Below are 19,870 nucleotides of genomic sequence, written 5' to 3' on the forward strand. Positions count from 1 at the left end.
TTATAATAGTTTGTTGTAGTCAATATCCATCTTATGTATAAGTTATGGAAACAATCGTAAGCTTAAAAATTGTTTTAAAGCTTCTTTTATAAAAATAAGCAGTAACTCTATAAAACATACAGCTGAATCCAAATCGAGCTAACTTTGAAGTGGTAACATAATAAAAATTTTAGAGCTATACGCTTCTACCTGTTTCCTATACATATATGCGTATATTATCATATCAAATACACTTACAATTTAAAATGAGGAGTTTTTAACGTGTTAATGACTAACAAACAACCCATTACGATTGCCAATGATCCATGGGAACCTTATCGCGACATCGAACAACACGGTCAACGTGTACTTAGTAATGTTGAGTTTACAACAACCAATTTATGTAATATGCGTTGTAGTCATTGTGCGGTAGGCTATACATTACAATTAAGTGATCCAGATACGCTACCTATGCCTTTAATTTTGAAACGGCTGGATGAAATTCCGACATTGCGTACTATTTCTATCACTGGTGGCGAACCCATGTTTTCTAAAAAATCTATTCGCAATGTTGTAAAGCCTCTACTACATTATGCATATAAACGTGGTATTTATGTTCAAATGAATTCTAATTTGACACTACCATTAGAACGCTATTTAGATATTGCTGAATATATTGACGTACTCCATATTTCTCATAACTGGGGAACTATCGATACGTTTACTGAAGTCGGCTTTGGTGCTATGGAGCAAAAACCACCATTAAAAGCACGTATCAAACTGTTCGAACAAATGCTTAATAATGCACGCGCATTGAGTGAACAAGGCATGTTTGTCTCTGCTGAAACAATGCTCAATCAACAAACACAGCCTTATCTTGAAAAAATTCATAATGAAGTCGTTGATACAATGAAATGTCAACGTCATGAGATTCATCCAATGTACCCTGCCGATTTTGCCAGTCAATTAGAAGTCCTTTCGCTAGCAGAAATGAAACAAGCAATTCATCATTTATTAGATATTCGAAACCCTAATGTATGGATGCTATTCGGTACGCTTCCTATTTTTCCTTGTTTACAAGATGACAACGACGCAGTGTTACGTCAACGCTTATTAGACGCACCTAACGTATCTTTGCGTAACGATCCAGATGGACGCAGTCGTTTAAACGTCAATGTATTTACAGGGAACGTCATTGTCACTGATTTTGGTGACGAAACGGGAACATTAGCAAATATCAAACAAGATACATTAACTGATGTTTTTTCAAAATGGCTGACTTCTTCACTGTCGCAATCTATTAACTGTCATTGTCCACATTTTGAATGTCTAGGACCTAACATACTCGTTAAAAATATGTATTATCCCAACGAAAACTTCAATCATCTCGAACAAATAATGCACAATAGCAAATCATTGCATACATGAAGTTAAGAGAATATATTCATGCCCAAGTAGACCATAATCAAATCTTGACATTATCTGTTTTGGGGTATAAAAAATAGAGGAAACGGACTGAAAGCTCATTTTTACAAAAAGCTTTCGTAGTCTCGCTTCCTCTTTTATTTTTATGGCTTTAATGCTGCTGGTCATTAATCTCTGATAAAAACTGAATTGTTCTTTTACTTTCTTCACGACGTTCTTTGCGTCTTTTTACACGTGCTTCTGCCGTTTCATGGAACCAGCGCTCAATATCATTTTCCGGATATACTTCAGCCACTGGTGTTGGTTTCCCTGACTCATCTAATGCAACAAATGTCAAAAAGCTTAAAGCTGCAAGTTGATGTTTACCTGTATATATATCTTCTATCATGATTTGTACACATACTTCCATAGATGATGTTCCAGAATATGACACCATGGCAATATAAGTGATGATATCACCATTTTTAATCGGTAATAAAAAGTCCACTGAATCTGTTGAAGCAGTTACTACTGTATTATTTGCATGTTTCATGGCACAAATTGCAGCAATTTCATCGATATTTGCCATTAATGTCCCACCAAACAATGTACCTAAATGGTTTGTGTCTTGTGGAAACACCTGACGCGATTTGTATGTTTTCGAGTCTTGCATTGATTTCTTATTATGCTCTGTCATTGTTTTAACCTCATCTATTATTAGTTTGCCCAGTTTCCATTCTTAAATATAGGCTCTTCTTGACCTTCAGCAGTAATACCATATATATTCAAATCACTGCTACCAATCATAAAATCAACATGTGTTAACGAATCATTTAATCCATGTTCAGCAAGCGTTTGATCATCCATCTCTGTGCCACCCTTTATATTAAATGCATAGGCGGAACCAAGCGCAATGTGGCACGATGCATTTTCATCAAATAATGTATTGTAAAAAATAGTGTTACGATTTGAAATGGGTGAATCATCTGGAACAAGTGCCACTTCACCTAATCGACGTGCTCCTTCGTCCGTTTGTAACAATGTACGCAATACGTCTTCACCTTGTTTGGCTTCAAAATCAACCACTACCCCTGCTTCAAATGTAAGTTTGAAACCATCAATAATTGTGCCATTATAACTCAACGGCAACGTATTAGAAACATACCCATCGACTTGATGACTATGTGGCGCTGTAAATACTTCCTCTGTCGGTATGTTTGCTACAAAGGCTTGTCCCTCTGGTGTGTAACTTGTTGGCTCTTCCCAAATATGGTTCTTAGGTAAACCCATACGTAAATCTGTACCTTTGGACACAAAATGTAACGCTTGATACGCTTTATCATTCAACCAAGCAGCCCGTTCTTTGAGTTGTTGCGTATGTACTTCCCAATTTTTAATCGGATCATTACCATCAATGCGCACAATAGCTAAAATGTCTTCTAAAAAGCAATCAAATGCTTCTTGTGGTGATACATCTGGATATACTCTTTTCGCCCATTCAATGGAAGGATAACATGCAACTAGCCAAGGAAATGTATTTTTTTGTGACTCAACCATATAAGGTTTAAATGCTTTTCCATAACTGAATTGTTTGGCACTTAACTTTTCTGCAGAAATACCATTCAGTAAGTCCGGATCTTCGGTAATCAATGCTAAATTACTTGCTCCACGATGTGCATAATCCATGCGTTCTTCAACATCATACGCTTTTACATCGCTCTCAAAAAATGGAAGAGATTCATACTCATAAGCATAGCGTACTAACTGTGGGTCAGAATACTTCACACGTACATCTGATGCGCCTGCTTCATAAGCTTCTTTGACTATACGTCTTGTGAAATCAACAGCATCTACAGTCGTTCGAATAAAGACCGGTTGATCAGGTTGTACGTTCATTCCAACACGTACAAGCAAGCGTGCATATTGCTGTAACTTTTCTTCTAAAGTCATATCTTAATCACTCCTCTGTCTTTCTGCTTATGATTGGCGTAATGCACCGAGTGCCTCAGTGATGCCCGTCATTTCATGCGGTGTAAATGTCTCTTTAGATGTTACAAAGTCATAAATATCCTCAATATCTTCACGATGTTCATCCGAATATTTATCTGGATCAATTAAACCTGGATTCACTAAATTTAAACGATCTCGAATTTCTTCTATCATTGTTGCAATATCTTTTGTCATGTCTTTCACACCCTTTCCTCACAATATTTTAACAAAGTCACTTTATTTTGGAAAATTTTTACAAGAATCACTTTAGAATTGTTTTGAAAAAGGATAAAATGGGCATATAAACTAAGATACGGAGGATATCAATATGACAACAGTTGCATTTGTTTGTCTTGGCAATATTTGTCGCTCTCCGATGGCTGAAGCGATTATGCGCCAACGTCTTAAAGACCGTAAAATCACTCATATTAGTGTCACGTCAAGAGGTACTGGCGAATGGAATTTAGGACAGTCACCACATCAAGGTACACAAGAAATTTTAAATGCACATGAGATTCCTTTTGATGGAATCATTAGTGAATTGTTTACACCTGAAGATGACTTTGATTATATTGTTGCAATGGATCAAAGCAATGTGGATAATATAAAACGTATCAACCCAAATTTAACAGGTCAGCTTTTTAAGTTACTTGAATTTAGTGATATGGAAGAGACTGACGTACCAGATCCATACTATACAAATAACTTTGAAGGCGTATATGACATGATACAATCATCATGTGATTACTTAATAGACTTTATCTTAAAGGACAGAAAGGGGTAACTCCATATGAACAACAAACTTTTACCAGGTATTTTAATTGGTGCGACAATAGGTGGCGCCGTAGCATTGATTGACTCTAAAACACGTCAATCTGTGAAAACATCCGTTCACAACATTAAAACAGGTCAACGTTCTCAACAACCTTCAAAAATAACAAATCTCGTTGACGAGCTAATGTACTGGAAAGATACACTCGAAGAAATTCGCCGTAATAATCCTGAATTAGAACGTTCGTTACTTGATGCTAAAGATACACTTGTTGCACGTAAAAACAATAAACAACTTGGAAATAAATAAAAGTATTGATATGACCATCAACTCTATCAATATCTATATTTCTTTTATTTATAAGTGCATATTTAGAGAGATAGAAAACTTTAAATTCTAACCTCTCATCATTACAAATCTTTGTACAGGGGTGGGTGGTGAAATCTTATATAATAGTTATGAGATTTCCTCCCACTCCTCTCTCTATGTTAGTATGTTGAGGCACTAAGATATGTCATTATTGTGACTTAACCTCTTTTGACTATAAACTTAAGGAGCAAAAATATGTCGGAAAAACAACATTCATCTGAAAGCATTGTAGAAAAAATTAAAGATAAAATACATCATGATGAAACATCTGATGACACAGAAAACAATCCCAATCGTAAAGGTGATGCCAATGGAGAGATTGAAGCAGAACATCATTATGTAAAGCCTCAGCCTTTTCAATCTAAGGAAGCACCTAAAGATAATGAAACATTTTTTGTCTCACGTATCAATAAACCCGTGAAATACACAGACAGACCCAACTTCTTAAAGTATTTAATTTATCGTATTGGTAAAGATGACGCTTCGGGACTTGCAGCTCAACTTGCTTATTATTTTATGTTATCGCTCTTCCCTATGCTTATCTTTATTTTGTCGCTCGTACCACTATTCAACATCGATCGAGATACATTTATTCAACAAATTTCAGACAATGCACCTGCTGATGCAGCGTCTATTATTACAAGTATCATTGACGATATTATGGGGAATGCTAACAGTGGTATTTTGTCAGTCGGTTTGATTTTAACATTATGGACTGCTTCAAATGGTATGACAGCACTTATGAATGCCTTTAATGTTGCTTACGATGTAGAAGACAGTCGAAATTTCATTGTATCTAAACTATTATCTGTATTTTTCACTTTAGCTCTAGGTATTACGTTACCGCTTACCCTTGTCCTCTTTACATTTGGACAACAGATCGGTAACTTACTTTTTGGACCATTGGGCTTAGACGAACAAATAAGATGGATATTCAGTTTAGTACGCACTGCCTTACCTGTCATTGCAATTTTAGTTGTATTTACTGTTCTATACACTGCCGCACCAAATGTCAAAATCAAACTAAAATCTGTCTTACCAGGTGCATTATTCGCAACAGTAGTTTGGGTGCTCGGTACACTTGCTTTTGGTTACTATGTTTCAAACTTTGGAAACTACTCTAAAACGTATGGGAGTATTGGAGGCGTTATTGTTTTAATGCTATGGCTCTACATTACAGGTTTTATTTTAATTATTGGTGCAGAGATTAATGCAATCATACATCAGCGCAAAGTGATTAAAGGCAAGACACCAGAAGAACAGACGTACGATGAGTTAGAAGACGAACAAGACCTTGCCACAGCATATAATAACTATGGTAAAACAAATACGTCCCCTGAAAACATAAGTGTAGATCAACGAACAACTAAAGAACATACACACTATAATGCACCACCAAAGGCAACACGTGATAATGATGGGTACTCACGTAAAATCAAAACGACACGCGAAGACTAGTCTATTTCATTTATTTTGACCAAGATAGAGTGAGCATAAGGAACGTATCAAATAGATAAGCCGCATAATAGCGTGATAATCACTGACTCGATTAAAATAGACTTATACCGATTATTCTTGTTATTGTTGGAAGCGATAAAACGTTTTAATAGGCAAAGCTAGGTTCATAAACATCATGATATAACAACATTTAGGAGGAATCACTATGACATTACTAGAAGATATTCTATCTTACAATCAAACATTTGTTTCAAATAAGGAATATGAAAAATATGCAACAAGTAAAATGCCTTCTAAGCGTGCTGTTCTACTGACTTGTATGGATACGCGTTTACAAGATTTATCATCAAAAGCACTGGGTTTTAATAATGGTGATCTTAAAGTCGTTAAAAATGCTGGAGCTACAATCAGCCATCCTTATGGTTCAACAATGCGTAGTTTACTTGTAGGGATTTATGCACTAGGTGCAGAAGAAATTATTGTAATGGGTCATAAAGATTGTGGTATGGGAAATATCAATGCAGACGATGTGATCTCAACAATGAAGCAACGTGGTATTAGCGACCAAACGCTTAATGTGCTTGAGCATTCTGGTATTGATGTTCCAAGTTTTCTTGGTGGATTTGATGATGTCTATGAAAATGTACGACAAAATATCAAAATGATCAATACACATCCTTTATTTGATCAGCATGTACCTGTTCATGGTCTTGTTATTGATCCTTATACTGGCGCACTAGAACTTGTCCATGATGGTTATACAACTGTGAGTAAGTAGTAAAAGGCAGTACATCTCGATAGAAAATGATATCGAGATTGTACTGCCTTTTGTTCTATTCTATTAAACCATGTTGAAATGCATAAATGACAGCTTGTGTCCTATCTTGAACTTCCAACTTACTTAAAATATTACTTACATGTGTTTTAACGGTTTTGATTGTAATATGAGAAGCACTTGCAATCTCTTGATTAGAATAACCTTTAGCAATTAAAAGTAGAATCTCCATTTCTCTTTCGGTTAACATCTCATATAACTCCGCTCGCTGTTTCATACGGTTACGCATTTTCACAAGTACTTCCGCTTCAAACACAGATTCACCTAAACTTGTTTTACGAATCGCTTTAGCAATATCACTTGCACTGGTTGTTTTCAAAATATAACTATCTACACCTGCATCCAATGCACGATAGACTTCTTTATCTTCTATGTAACTTGTTAACATTACAACTTTAATATGTGGTAATGCTTTTTTTATTTGTGTCGTTGCTTCTACACCGTCCATATCAGTCATGACCAAATCCATCAAAATAACATCTGGATGTAATTCATGTGCCTTCTCAATCGCCTCTCTTCCAGAACTCCCTTCGCCTACTACTTCAATATCAACTTGAGTAGATAAATAGCTAGAAATACCAATTCGAACCATTTCATGATCATCTACAAATAATACTTTAATCGTCATAATGTCCCTCCTTATCTAAAGGTGCCTTTACTTCAATACGTGTGCCAGAGTCAGGTAGTGATACGATATGAAAAGTGGCACCAATTTCTGTGGCCCGCTCTCTCATATTTTTCAAACCATAACTCTGTTCTATCTTATCATCTACATTAAAACCTACACCGTCATCTTGAATACGCAATAATAAATACCCTTCTCTATTTAATAATTCTACACTGACTTGTGTACCATTAGCATGTCTCAACGTATTTGAAATGGCTTCTTGTGTGATACGGAATAAATGATCTTCAATCCCTTTGGGCACTTCGAATGCATCAATTTCATATATGACTTTCATCGGCACTTTACGTTGGAGATCTGTAACCAATGATTCAATCCCTTCACCTAGTGTCCTATCATTTAAACCAATCGGTCTCAAATGCAATAATAACGCACGCATTTCTAATTGAGAATCTTGAATCATCTTCTCCAATGTCGGTATTTGCTGATTCAAAGGTGCTTCTAACTTGGTTTCTTTAATTGCAGATAACATCATACTTGCCGCAAATAACTGTTGAGATACACTATCATGTAACTCTCGTGCCAAACGTTGACGTTCATCTTCAATAATTTTTTTCACTTTCAAATCATTCATATTATATTGTTCATTTGTTAAATTTTGTGTTTTGATACGAAGTTTATGCAGCTCTTGATTTAATGGTACTAGTGTTTGATATAAAGCAATGGTTTCATGGTATAGTTCGATTTGGTGATCATTAATACCTACCGTCTCACCTTCGATAGCACGTTCAATTTGCTCTTGTAACCAATCATATTGTTGATTAATTTTATAAGCAATTACACTTCCTACAAGAATACACAAAAAAACGACAAGTAAATTAATAAACAAAAATACAGGCACACCAAAAATTTGCTTATAAAACATCCCTTGAAAGAAAATAATATTAACAAAAACTTTATCTATAAAGAAAAAAGCTGTAAACATCGCATAAACAAGTATTAACATCGCGCCAATTGTACGAAAATAGTGATTCATCGAAAAATCACCTCAACATCGCCAATCAAAGTAGAAACAAAGATATTCACAGTGTAACTCTCTTTTTTCTGTTCTGTGTGTAATTTAATATTTGTATTCTCCATTTTGACGCGTTGCTTATCCATTATTGTAGTACCATAAAATGCTGCTACATTGAGATTAACATTATAGTTAAGTGGTACAACAACTTGAATTTTTCCTATCAAATGTCTAATCACAACATTGTTTTGCGCTTTTAAATTAGCTGCCTTTACCATATCAACATGTATATCACCGATGCCATGTTGAATTTGTAAGTCTTCCCACTTGTAGACATAAATCGGTGTTTTTTGTTCTCCAAGCCACTTTTGTTTGATAAAAGATTCGTGTTCCTTTACCTCATCTCCAAAAACAACTTCAAGTGGACGTCGTTTATATTTAATATAACGAAAAGCAATAATAATCATAAAAATAAATAAAATAACAAGTGTATATTTATTAGACAGTAAAGTAAAGGTAATCATCAAGGCCCCTAACCAAAAGCATAATAAGCCTCGTACTTTATGAAAGTATATATAACCAACATACATCAAAATACTGCCTAACAATAATACAAATAAAAAGCCAATCTTCTCAAAAAAGATATAATAAAAATTAGCGATTATCATTAGCGCAGTAAAAAGTATGAGTAGCTCAGTCGAAATATATTTTTGCGTCATATTGCCACCTTTCTAGTATGCATTGACTAAAGATCTCAATAAGTTGCATTCACACTTCGTATACTTTTTATCTTCACCAAGTTGTGAATAATAATTCTCTAATTGGGCATACTCATTTTCTATTTTATTTAATTCTTCTTTTAAAGATGTCATCGCAACATCGTACAAGTTAGAAGCCTGATCGATGTGTCGTTCATCCATTAAGTTTATATATTTATTTTCTAACTCTATCATTCTTCTGTCAATAATCAACTGTGCTTGTGTTTTTTTGTATTGAATATAACGCATTGTATCATCAATAGTCTGAAGTTTCACATCTAATGTCATAAGATATTGCGAAAGACCTTGTTGGTAACATTGTTTAAGAAAACGTTCAATATAAATTTTTATTAATTGTATCATAATCGTATCACCTCAAATGTTAATACCATTATAAAAAAATTCCACAACCTCAGTAATAGGCTGCGGAACCATTTTGCTTTAAGACTTAAGACTGAACTTTATTCAGCACCATCTAATTGAGTTGTTAAAACAGGTCCTTCTTTAGTCACAATAACAGTATGTTCAATCTGAGCAACATAGCTTTTATCTGATGTTTCAAATGCCCACTCATTCTTTCCTTCTGTTACAAAGGTAGCATTAGAAGAAATAAATGGTTCTACGGCTAGTACCATACCTTCTTTAAGCAATGTCTTTTCTTGTGGATCAAAGTAGTTCATGATATGTGCTGGTGCTTCATGTAAAGATTGACCTACACCATGACCTGTTAAGTTTTTAATCACTTTTAAATTATTTTTGCGTGCAGTTGCATGAACCGCTTTCCCGATTTGGCTTAATTTACTACCGACTTTAATTTTAGTCATTGCTGCTTCAAAAGCTTCTTTTGCCACTTCACACACTTGTTGTTTCACATGTTCATCTGTTTCCCCTACTACAAACGAAATACCTGTATCTGCATAATATCCATTTTTCAAAGCTGACACATCAATATTCACAAGGTCACCTTCACGAATCACACGCTGACTTGGAATGCCATGTGCGACCTCTTCATTAACACTAATACATGTTTGCCCAGGAAAGTTCTCATCGTGAATAGGCGCAGACAAAGCCCCCTCTTGTTCAAACATTTCTTTTGCAATATGATCTAATTCTTTGGTTGTAATACCTGGCTGTGTGGCAGCTTGCATTGCATCTCTGACTTTTGCACATATTGCACCTATTTCTAACAATGCTTTATATTCTTCATCCGTTTTAACTATCATTCTAATCCCGTTCCTTTTTTAAATTTTATACCATGCTTATTATAACAAATATTTTTTGATATACTAGAAGTAAGTACAAAACAGGAGCTATGATCATGAAAGTCAAATGGTATAAAAATCTTGTTGGCGCTCGAACGCTTAAAACAGGGCTTGCCACTTTTTTAACTGCATTATTCTGTCTCTCGCTTAACCTCAATCCTATATTTGCAATTTTATCAGCGGTAGTCACAATTGAACCTACTGTCAAAGCCTCTATTCGAAAAGGCTATAAACGTCTTCCAGCAACAGTTATGGGAGCCTTTATTGCCGTTGTCTGTACTTACATTTTTGGCGATGACTCCGCTTTTGCTTATGGATTAACTGCAACACTCACCATTGTTCTTTGTATTCGATTTAAGCTGCATCCCGGTATTTTAGTTGCGACATTAACAGCTTTAGCTATGATTCCTGATATTCATGACAATTATATGTTTAACTTTTTTTCGCGCTTATTAACAGCCATTATCGGACTTGTTACAGCTGGATTAGTCAACTTTATTATTTTACCACCTAAATACTACGATCAAATTGAAAACCTAATTGAAACATCTGAACGTCAGATTTACTTTCTATTTGATGAACGCATGAAAGAACTACTCATTGGTCACTTTCAATCTAAAAAAAGTGATGCGCTTGTTGAACAACTCCACACGCTCAATACAAGAATTGAAGAGTTGCTAGGTTATCAAAGAGATGAACTCAAATATCACAATGCAAAACATCGCTCTGATGAGTGGATCAGACTTCGCAAGTTAACCAATCGCGCACATGAAAATCGTCTATTACTTACACACTTATCCAATATTATCTATTTACCGCAAGATGCTATGATGTTATTTGATGATAAAGAAAAATTAGCTATCATTACTATTTCACAACGTATCGATCAGATTTTCAAATGTGGCACGTTCAAACCCGAACGTAAAGCTGCATCAACTTTAAAAAATTCTGTTAAAGGATTAGATGAATTCGATATAAATCAAATTAAAAGCCATACCATTTATGAAATATTATTAATTTATCGTATTTTATTATTGCGTTATCACGGAAAAATAAAGAAATAAGCACAATATACTAAAGGCTGGCTGACTGAAAATTTTTCTTTCAGTCAGTTTTTTAAATGCATATATTCTCATTACTTTGAAATTCTGTCCGAACATCTAAAATACCCTTTATGAGTATATTTTATCATTGACAAAAACTTATATCTAAATAAAATTAAGTTGTAAATGTTATCTATTTTCTTGCGCACTTTAACATTTATAACGAATATATTCGTTCAGTCATCAGAGTATTAAACGTTGAATATTCTGAATATTACGAAAGGGGTTGTGTGATGAAAAAACACTATATTTTAGTTCCTACGCTCACTTTAAGCATCCTAGGTATTGGTATCACAGGTGTCGCAAATGCAAATGTTTCTATGATTAATGACCATTTAGAAAATGTTGATAACTATAATGGTCTCATTCAATCAGAAACAAACGACGATAGTTCAGATATAGAGGTCAGATCAGTCAAATCAGGTAAAAAAGCTGGTGGCTTCTGGATTAGAGGTATACGCCAACAAGAGGTCATTTCAAAATATAAACATTACAAAAAATTTGGAAAAGGAACGGCTATTAATGGAAACGGTGATGTAGGTACACCAGGCTGGAAAAAACCAGGCATATTTTCTAACGGAAAAGTTAAAAAAACACGTACTGGAAATCAAACTTACTACGACTATAAATAAGTTATCCCATCGATACAAATTGTTCCTTTTTAATCCTCTCAGCACTTTATGTATTCTCAATTAAAAACAAGAAATTTTACAGGGGGATACAAATATGTACGCCCCCTATTCTTCTGAAAAGAGGTCACGATGAAAAAAATTTTACTCGTTCTCGCTATTAGTATTTCACTCGTTTTTACCTTTATTGTCATTGACTATGCTAAATCTCTTTCATTTTATTACACAGTAGAGAAAGACAAACAAAAAATAGAATTATTATTTGATGATAAAGTACGACCTCATACAAAAAAAGTTTTGCCTTATTTCGAATACTTATCAAAAAAATATAATGTTTCTATTACACGTGCAACTCATTTCAGCGACAACAAAGTTATAATTCATACAACTGATCAAAATTTAAAACAACAAGCTGACTCGCATAAGAATTTACACTTATTTGATCATCAATATAGAATAAAAGTTTATAACCTAAAAAATAGCCATTTATATGATGGAGGGATCTACTTTTTATCTGGGGATGATAGAAATATTCAAAAAGTCATTTCTTTAATCAACAAAAATGTTGGAGTAGTAGAAAAACAAAATAATAGTTTTAATTATTATTTAGAAATTGATAGCTTTAGTCTTATTGTTTCCTTATTACTTATATTTATCTTTTTTACAGTATTTCTTCATTATTTACAAATGCAAAAAGAAAATTGTAAGTTACTATATGACTTAGGCTATTCTAAAAAGAAGTTATTTTTCTTTTTAATAGCAAACTTTAAAACCCATATATATTTATATATTTTTTCTACATTAATTATCAGTTTCTTCACTTATACATATATTTATAATGATCTTTATTTTTTCTATGCGATTATCATTACACTATGCGTCAATATTGCCTTTATTATTTTATGCCTATTTTTAATCTTTATTACTGTAATACATTATGTTAGACAATACGAAAAAAACTTGAAACAGCCAAACGTATTTTTGACAATGTATACTTATATACTTCTAGCTATTGTAGCTATTATTTTTTTATCACTTTCAACTCAAAATCTTATTGAAAACTATAAATCATATAAACATCAACAGGAGAGTATGAAATATTGGGATATTACAAAACATACGTATAAAACAATGCTATTTGATCGCGGACAAGTCAAAGATTTAGAACTATCAAAAGCAGTAAGTAAACGATTTAAAAAACATTACAACAGCTCTTATAATCATGGATTTTTAATTGATGCAGAAAATTTTGAAGTTTCAGAAGGGATCCCCCCTACTTATGTACTCAATGAGAAAGAAAATGCGGATATAGAGCCTGATTGTAAAACAATTACAATTGATAAAGCCTACTTGAAAAGACATAAAATAATGAATACACATCAACAAAATGTATTAGATCAAATGATTGATCAAGATAACACTCAAAATATTCTTGTTCCTATCAAATTTAAAAAATATGCACGTAAAATAGAATATAATTTTAAAGATCACTTTACTTTTAAAAAGGCAATATTTAGTTATAAAGGGAAAGCTGATAATCATTTACATATCCATATTATATGGGTGGACAATCGTACAGAATATTTTACTTATCATTCTGATATTGGTGGAAAACGTCATACCATTAAAGCGCCCATTGCTATTGTAGAAACAGGAAATACTGATGCATTAAATTTTGAGACTTATCATTCTAAAAAATATGCTTTTGAAAGTCATTTAGATGATCCGTATGAAACCATTAAAGAAGGCCTTCAAAAGTATGATGTTGAAGCTTATATTCCATGTATTGAATCTATATATAATACCAAAATAGATCACATCCATAAGTTACAAACAAATATATATAAATACAGCACACTCGCTTTATTAACAGGTTTTACTTTTATTATGATGATCTTTACGTTTATTCGTCTGTATTTCACCGCTTATGCTTACAATATTTTTATTCGACGTCATCTAGGATACAGTTATTTTCTCATTCATCGCAATATCCTTATATTTTTATTATGCCTTAATGTTTTAATGACTGTTTTTCTTTTATTACAGTACCACTTTATTTCTTATTTAGTTGTCTCGAGTGTACTCACATTTGAGATAATAGTGTCGTATTACTCATTTATTGCATTAAATAAAGAAAATGTGAACCATGTGTTAAAGGGGAAGAAAAATGATTGAATTAACAAATATTTGCAAATCATTCGGTACTAAGACACTTATTCAAAATTTTAATTATACAATTGCACAAGGAGATTTCGTTATCATCAAGGGGGCAAGTGGTAAAGGAAAATCAACATTACTCAATATAATCGGTTTACTGGAGTCGCCTGAGCAAGGCACAATTAAATTTAATGGCAAAGTGATTCACAAAGAACAAGATAAATTATTGCTCAAAAGAGAAAGTATTGCTTATATTTATCAAAATTATGGTTTACTCGATCATGACACCATTCTAAAAAACTTATCTTTACCTTTAAACATTTCTAAAAAAGAGACGTCTCGTATGAAAGATGCATTAAATCAAGTGGGACTTTCCTCACTTGATTTAAAAACCAAAATATATACATGTAGCGGTGGCGAACAACAGCGAATTGCGATAGCGAGAGCCATTTTAAAATCTCCAGCCCTTATTATTGCAGATGAACCTACAGGCAACTTAGACATCGATAATGGAATAAAAATCATCAATCTATTTAAACAATTTAATCGTCAGGGCATTACCATCGTTATGGCAACACATGACCCCTCTTTTTTTAATATCGGTAATAAACTGATTAATATGGATAACTTGTAATTCATGTACAAAAATATTGGATAGCTAAAATTTTAGCTATCCAATATTTTTAATGATTATTCTTTTTTGCACGTTCAATTAAAACCTTTTTAGCTGCTTCCTCTTCTATACTATCAATGTTTTTAGGTTCAAATGGAATGCCTTTACGCTCTGCAGCAACTGCTAATAAATAATCTGTCATTTCGTGATTCTTAGGCAGCACTGGACCATGCAAATATGTGCCGAGTAAATTTTTATAATGTAAGCCTTCTTGTCGATCCGTATCATTATTGCCATAGCCGTGTGTGACATGCCCTAATGTAGGATAGGAATGGTGTGTACGACCACCATGATTTTCAAAACCAACAATTGTACCAAACTGCTCACTCTCAATCACAATATCCCCTGTTAAGCGATCTGTTTGTGACTCAGTGTAAAAATCTAAAATATGCAGACCTTCTAATACTTTACCGTCTGGTGTAATATATTTCTCGCCTAAAAACTGATAGCCTCCACACACAACAAGACCTGGAAGTCCGGACTCAATAGCTTCTTTCAGTTGTTCTTTGATTTTAGTTAACTCTTTTGTTGCAAGTGCTTGTTCTCTGTCACTACCGCCACCAATAAAGAAAATATCTGCATTATTCAAATCAATACCGTCTACTTCATTAACATCTACAACATTCAACGTAATATTACGCTGCTTTGCACGATATTTCAGTGCCATAATATTACCAATGTCGCTATACAAGTTGAGTTTATCCGGCATAAAATGAAATACTGTTAACTCATACATGTCTGTGTCCCTCCTTAAACGAGCGTGTCAACTGATCCAACATTGGAGAGAGTGACGTATAGTTTGGAATGGCCACTGTAAAACTCGCATAATCCATCGTCAGTGCAGTTGCCTTATGAATATCTCGTTCTACAATAATAGGCACGTCAACCTCTGCTAACTTTAAACGCAACTGCAGTTCTTCAGCACGGCTTCCTGTTACGATAATAGCTTCGATATCTTGATGTCTTAACTTCTCAAAATCCGCATCATAAATCCATGATGTATCTCTACCATCAGCTGGAAAATCATTCAAGCTTAATAAATATACTTTACGCATATCTAACTGATCCCCCATTGCCATCGATGCATTCATACCTGCTGGATTTTTTGCAAGATTAATCAATGCTTTTTTATGTTGATATTCAAAATACTGCATACGACCATTATCTGATGTATATGTTTCAAACCCTTTTTGTATCGATTGATTATTTAACCCCAGCTCTCTTAATACAGCATACGCAGCAAGTGCATTATACGCGTTAAAATCTCCTGCTATTTTCATTGCAAATGCAGTATCATTAACAGTCATTTGGATAAAAGGATTCACTTCAAATGCTGATATTGAATATTGTGGCGTATGACGTTTAAATCCACATTGACAACGATAATGTCCTAATTGATTATAGTGAATATAATCATACACTAACAATTGACCACAATTGGGGCAATAACGGCTTTCATTCATTGAAGATTGTTCAAATGTATGCGCTTGTTTATCCATACCATAATATATGACGTTATCACTCGCAATTTGTAAGCGACTCACAAACGGATCATCTGCATTGAGTATGAGTTGAATCCCTTTACCACTAATGGCTGATAAAATATTATTAACCATAATATCAATCTCACCAAAACGATCCATTTGGTCTCTAAAAAAGTTTGTAAATACCATTTTAGTTGGTGTCATCTCTGTCAGAACGCGTGGAATTGAACCCTCATCAATCTCAATCACCGCAATTTTAGTGTCAGGTTTAGATTGTACAATAAATGCTGATGTTATACCTGCTGCCATATTCGCGCCTTCATTGTTATGGATAATAGAAATTTTATTTTGTTTTAATGTATGTCCAATCAAGTTAGACGTTGTTGTTTTTCCATTTGTTCCACTTACAAAAACGATTTCGTCCACTTTGGCTGCCAATGTTCTTAATATATTTGTATCAATTTTTCTGGCTACTTGTCCGGGCAAATCCGTACCTTTTCTTCCTGTTGCACGACTCGCCTTTCTTGCAAGTTTTGCCAGTGTTATTGCTGTCCATTGTTTCATTCCATTCTCCTCCATTTTACCTCTTGTATTATAACATGCAGTGCTTATTTATAAAATTAAAACTCACAAATCATTTATCCATTGCATTTGTACAATATAAATGTGTAAACTAGCATTAAGAACTGTTGGGAGGGAATATTATGTTAGATAAACAATTATTAGATGCACTGAATGACCAAATGAACCATGAATTTTTTGCTGCACATGCCTATATGGCGATGGCTGCTTATTGTGATTATAACTCTTATGATGGTTTTGCTAACTTCTATATTGAACAAGCAAAAGAAGAACGTTTTCATGGTCAAAAAATTTATGATTATATCAATGACCGTGGTGAAAAAGCTATATTCCAATCTTTAGATGCACCTAAAGTGGACTTCGATTCAATACTACAAACATTTGAAGATGGTTTAAAACAAGAACAAGATGTTACAAGAAGATTTTATAACTTATCAGAAATTGCAAATGAAAAGAAAGACTATGCAACAATTTCGTTTTTAAATTGGTTTTTAGATGAACAAGTTGAGGAAGAATCGATGTTTGAACGCCATATCGATTATTTAAACCGTATTGGTGATGATGCAAATACATTATATCTATACGAAAAAGAACTTGCAGCACGTACTTTTAATGAAGAAGCATAAGATTTGTCGTTTGTAATAGATGATAGACTACATGTACATTATTAAATGTTCATGCAGTCCTATCATCTTATTTCGTATTAAAGGAGTTTATGAGAGATGCCAGAAAATGCATTTATTGCCCTTGATTTTGAAACAGCTAACTTTAAGCACACAAGCATTTGTTCAGTTGGTATGGTTAAAATTCTTGATCATCAGCTGACAGAAACTTTTTATACACTGGTGAATCCTAATGACTTTTTTTCATCACGCCATATTGCAGTGCATGGTATTCAACCTGAAGATGTTTCTCATGCGCCATACTTTAGTGATGTTTTTCCATATATGTTGGATTTTATCGGAGAATTACCTGTTGTAGCACATAATGCTGCCTTTGATATGTCTGTACTTCATGCTAGTTTAAAAGCTGCACAAATCCCAACACCTCAAATCACTTATTTTTGTTCATGTCAGTTATCTCGTCGTACTGTACACTCTCAACGTTACGGACTTAAGCATATGATGCAATATTACAACTTGGATTTTCATGGTCATCATGATGCACTGAATGATGCCAAAGCATGTGCTATGATTACTTATCGTCTCCTACAAAACTATTCTGACTTGGCATCTGTTATAAACTTATATGGTAAACAATTACAAGATAAAGATATATTATAAAAAATCATAAATGGTCAAATTTCTAAATTGAGCATCTTGTAAACTCCCCACAGCAATACCAATAAGGCGTATTGCACATTCTGGATCTTTGACGTCACTATATAAATCGTATGCAACTTGATAAATGTCTGATGCATCTCTTACAGGTGTATTTAGACTTTGCTGTTTTGTATGCGTTTCAAACTCAATGGTTTTTATCTTTACCGTCACTGTGCGTCCTGCTTTTTGTATTTTTTCAAGACGCTCTGCAATGTTATCACACAACATTTCCATTTTGCGCAAAATTTCTTCGTCATCATTCGTGTCTACTGAAAATGTTCGTTCTGCCCCTACACTTTTTCGAATACGCTCAGCCTTCACTTCTCGGTCATCTTTCCCACGAACTCGATCATATAACTGTTGTCCACGCTTGCCAAACAAATAAATTAATTCTTGTGCACTTTTTTTATATAAATCTCGTCCTGTAAATATATTATTGTCATGCATTTTTTCTTCAGATACGCGACCTACGCCAGGAAAACGCCCTATATCCAAATCCATTAAAATATCATGCACATTTTGATGCGTGATAACAGTCATACCATTAGGTTTATGCATACCACTTGCTAATTTCGCCAAAAATTTATTATATGAAACACCTGCACTTGATGTGAGTTTCGTTTCTTCCCAAATATCTCGACGTATCATCTGCGCAATTTGTGATGCTGAACGGTTGGGTTTTACAATATGTGTAATATCTAAATATGCTTCATCCAAAGATAAGGGCTCTACAATCTTAGTATAATTTTTAAAGATTTTCATAATTTGTTGAGAAACTGATCGATACACTTCAAAACGAGGCGTTAGATAAAAACCATTAGGACAAAGTTGATGTGCACGCACCATAGGCATGGCTGAATGAACACCAAACTGACGTGCTTCATAAGAGGCTGTTGCTACAACACCCCGACCACTAGCTTTTCCTCCTACGATAACCGGCTTACCTTTTAACTTAGGATGATCTCTCACTTCTACTTGTGCAAAAAAATAATCCATATCAATATGAATAATACGTCGTTCTCTCACATATCACACCCCCAAAAATCAATACTACTGTACGAGATTTTCTATATATTCATGATAACTCATCACTTATATCCTTCACTCTATCTTTCGTATCCATTCCTTTAATATTGACTTAACTACAATCATTTTATTGTAATATCAGTTGTATTTGTAAAAACTTGCTTAGAATACATACTTAGTCATGATATACCCTATAAATTACGACAAACAATGGTCAACAACATACCTAAGCAGAAATATTAATCATAAATATCTATCCTAACAATATGATAAACAGTGATTTAAAAATTTAAATATCTTAATTATATAAAATGATGAGATATTAAAGAAATAAATACATATTTTCTTCAATAAAGTCCTATATCTTTTTTAAATTATTATACAAGTTTCTCTACTTCATTAAGTGTTAAAAGTTAAAAAATCGAGAA

At 33.6% G+C, this 19,870-nt stretch carries 22 protein-coding genes; 11 read left to right on the plus strand and 11 right to left on the minus strand.

Annotated features, from left to right (window positions below; genetic code table 11):
• Positions 1-261: 261 nt before the first annotated feature.
• Positions 262-1,407 (plus strand): radical SAM/CxCxxxxC motif protein YfkAB, encoded by a 1,146-nt coding sequence (yfkAB, locus tag FGL66_RS06620; RefSeq protein ID WP_180809060.1) that lies wholly within the window; start codon positions 262-264, stop codon positions 1,405-1,407.
• A 148-nt stretch (positions 1,408-1,555) separates the two neighbouring features.
• On the opposite strand, the gene FGL66_RS06625 is transcribed toward yfkAB, so the two are convergent.
• The 3 genes from FGL66_RS06625 to FGL66_RS06635 are packed head-to-tail and all read right to left on the minus strand — an operon-like array spanning position 1,556 to position 3,567.
• Positions 1,556-2,080 carry an acyl-CoA thioesterase gene (locus FGL66_RS06625; protein ID WP_180809061.1) on the minus strand — a complete coding sequence of 175 codons (525 nt, stop codon included), beginning with the start codon at positions 2,078-2,080 and terminating at the stop codon, positions 1,556-1,558.
• Between the two features lie 20 nt (positions 2,081-2,100).
• Positions 2,101-3,333 (minus strand): aminopeptidase, encoded by a 1,233-nt coding sequence (locus FGL66_RS06630; RefSeq protein ID WP_180809062.1) that lies wholly within the window; start codon positions 3,331-3,333, stop codon positions 2,101-2,103.
• Positions 3,334-3,360: 27 nt separating this feature from the next.
• Complete coding sequence (locus FGL66_RS06635; RefSeq protein WP_180809063.1) at positions 3,361-3,567, minus strand: DUF1128 domain-containing protein; 207 nt, start codon at positions 3,565-3,567, stop codon at positions 3,361-3,363.
• A gap of 133 nt (positions 3,568-3,700) precedes the next feature.
• Here FGL66_RS06635 and FGL66_RS06640 point away from each other — a divergent pair, with 133 nt between their 5' ends.
• From FGL66_RS06640 to FGL66_RS06655, 4 genes are all read left to right on the plus strand, one after another.
• Entirely contained in the window at positions 3,701-4,156 is a 456-nt protein-coding gene (locus FGL66_RS06640) for a low molecular weight protein-tyrosine-phosphatase (protein WP_180809064.1), read from the plus strand.
• A 6-nt stretch (positions 4,157-4,162) separates the two neighbouring features.
• Positions 4,163-4,453 (plus strand): YtxH domain-containing protein, encoded by a 291-nt coding sequence (locus FGL66_RS06645; protein ID WP_180809065.1) that lies wholly within the window; start codon positions 4,163-4,165, stop codon positions 4,451-4,453.
• 255 nt (positions 4,454-4,708) lie between these two features.
• On the plus strand, positions 4,709-5,971 hold the full coding sequence (locus tag FGL66_RS06650) for a YihY/virulence factor BrkB family protein (protein WP_180809066.1): 1,263 nt from the start codon (positions 4,709-4,711) through the stop codon (positions 5,969-5,971).
• A 205-nt stretch (positions 5,972-6,176) separates the two neighbouring features.
• A complete protein-coding gene (locus tag FGL66_RS06655; RefSeq protein WP_180809067.1) occupies positions 6,177-6,749 on the plus strand; it encodes a beta-class carbonic anhydrase in 573 nt (190 codons plus the stop codon).
• A 55-nt stretch (positions 6,750-6,804) separates the two neighbouring features.
• Here the strand turns inward: FGL66_RS06655 and vraR are convergent, their stop codons facing one another.
• The 5 genes from vraR to map form a co-directional block, all read right to left on the minus strand.
• Positions 6,805-7,434 carry a response regulator transcription factor VraR gene (gene vraR / locus FGL66_RS06660; protein ID WP_180809068.1) on the minus strand — a complete coding sequence of 210 codons (630 nt, stop codon included), beginning with the start codon at positions 7,432-7,434 and terminating at the stop codon, positions 6,805-6,807.
• On the minus strand, positions 7,424-8,467 hold the full coding sequence (locus FGL66_RS06665; protein ID WP_180809069.1) for a sensor histidine kinase: 1,044 nt from the start codon (positions 8,465-8,467) through the stop codon (positions 7,424-7,426). The genes vraR and FGL66_RS06665 overlap by 11 nt, the downstream gene beginning before the upstream one ends.
• Positions 8,464-9,165 (minus strand): cell wall-active antibiotics response protein VraT, encoded by a 702-nt coding sequence (gene vraT, locus FGL66_RS06670; protein WP_180809070.1) that lies wholly within the window; start codon positions 9,163-9,165, stop codon positions 8,464-8,466. The genes FGL66_RS06665 and vraT overlap by 4 nt, the downstream gene beginning before the upstream one ends.
• 12 nt (positions 9,166-9,177) lie before the next feature.
• Positions 9,178-9,567 (minus strand): hypothetical protein, encoded by a 390-nt coding sequence (locus FGL66_RS06675; RefSeq protein WP_180809071.1) that lies wholly within the window; start codon positions 9,565-9,567, stop codon positions 9,178-9,180.
• Positions 9,568-9,665: 98 nt separating this feature from the next.
• The gene (gene map, locus FGL66_RS06680; RefSeq protein ID WP_180809072.1) at positions 9,666-10,427 is read right to left on the minus strand and encodes a type I methionyl aminopeptidase; all 762 of its coding nucleotides are present in this window, start codon (positions 10,425-10,427) and stop codon (positions 9,666-9,668) included.
• Positions 10,428-10,522: 95 nt separating this feature from the next.
• On the opposite strand from map, the gene FGL66_RS06685 reads away from it, so the two are divergent.
• The 4 genes from FGL66_RS06685 to FGL66_RS06700 all read left to right on the plus strand — a co-directional run bounded on the left by FGL66_RS06685 (position 10,523) and on the right by FGL66_RS06700 (position 14,989).
• The gene (locus FGL66_RS06685) at positions 10,523-11,530 is read left to right on the plus strand and encodes an FUSC family protein (RefSeq protein WP_180809073.1); all 1,008 of its coding nucleotides are present in this window, start codon (positions 10,523-10,525) and stop codon (positions 11,528-11,530) included.
• 272 nt (positions 11,531-11,802) lie between these two features.
• The gene (locus tag FGL66_RS06690; RefSeq protein WP_180809074.1) at positions 11,803-12,201 is read left to right on the plus strand and encodes a lactococcin 972 family bacteriocin; all 399 of its coding nucleotides are present in this window, start codon (positions 11,803-11,805) and stop codon (positions 12,199-12,201) included.
• Between the two features lie 129 nt (positions 12,202-12,330).
• Complete coding sequence (locus FGL66_RS06695) at positions 12,331-14,373, plus strand: DUF1430 domain-containing protein (RefSeq protein WP_180809075.1); 2,043 nt, start codon at positions 12,331-12,333, stop codon at positions 14,371-14,373.
• Positions 14,366-14,989 (plus strand): ABC transporter ATP-binding protein, encoded by a 624-nt coding sequence (locus FGL66_RS06700; protein ID WP_180809076.1) that lies wholly within the window; start codon positions 14,366-14,368, stop codon positions 14,987-14,989. Before FGL66_RS06695 ends, FGL66_RS06700 begins: the two co-directional genes overlap by 8 nt.
• A 49-nt stretch (positions 14,990-15,038) precedes the next feature.
• Here the strand turns inward: FGL66_RS06700 and gatD are convergent, their stop codons facing one another.
• Both gatD and murT read right to left on the minus strand, forming a co-directional pair.
• Entirely contained in the window at positions 15,039-15,764 is a 726-nt protein-coding gene (gene gatD, locus FGL66_RS06705) for a lipid II isoglutaminyl synthase subunit GatD (protein ID WP_180809077.1), read from the minus strand.
• Positions 15,757-17,076, minus strand: a complete 1,320-nt coding sequence (gene murT, locus FGL66_RS06710) for a lipid II isoglutaminyl synthase subunit MurT (protein WP_180809078.1) — start codon at positions 17,074-17,076, stop codon at positions 15,757-15,759. Before murT ends, gatD begins: the two co-directional genes overlap by 8 nt.
• Before the next feature lie 140 nt (positions 17,077-17,216).
• Between murT and FGL66_RS06715 the strand changes: the two genes are divergently transcribed.
• Entirely contained in the window at positions 17,217-17,720 is a 504-nt protein-coding gene (locus tag FGL66_RS06715; protein ID WP_180809079.1) for a ferritin, read from the plus strand.
• A 96-nt stretch (positions 17,721-17,816) separates the two neighbouring features.
• The gene (locus FGL66_RS06720) at positions 17,817-18,377 is read left to right on the plus strand and encodes a 3'-5' exonuclease (protein ID WP_180809080.1); all 561 of its coding nucleotides are present in this window, start codon (positions 17,817-17,819) and stop codon (positions 18,375-18,377) included.
• On the opposite strand, the gene dinB is transcribed toward FGL66_RS06720, so the two are convergent.
• Positions 18,372-19,442 carry a DNA polymerase IV gene (gene dinB / locus FGL66_RS06725; RefSeq protein ID WP_180809081.1) on the minus strand — a complete coding sequence of 357 codons (1,071 nt, stop codon included), beginning with the start codon at positions 19,440-19,442 and terminating at the stop codon, positions 18,372-18,374. The two genes, FGL66_RS06720 and dinB, sit on opposite strands and share 6 nt — an antisense overlap.
• Between the last annotated feature and the right edge of the window lie 428 nt (positions 19,443-19,870).

Source organism: Staphylococcus sp. 17KM0847 (assembly GCF_013463155.1).
Taxonomy (GTDB): Bacteria; Bacillota; Bacilli; order Staphylococcales; family Staphylococcaceae; genus Staphylococcus.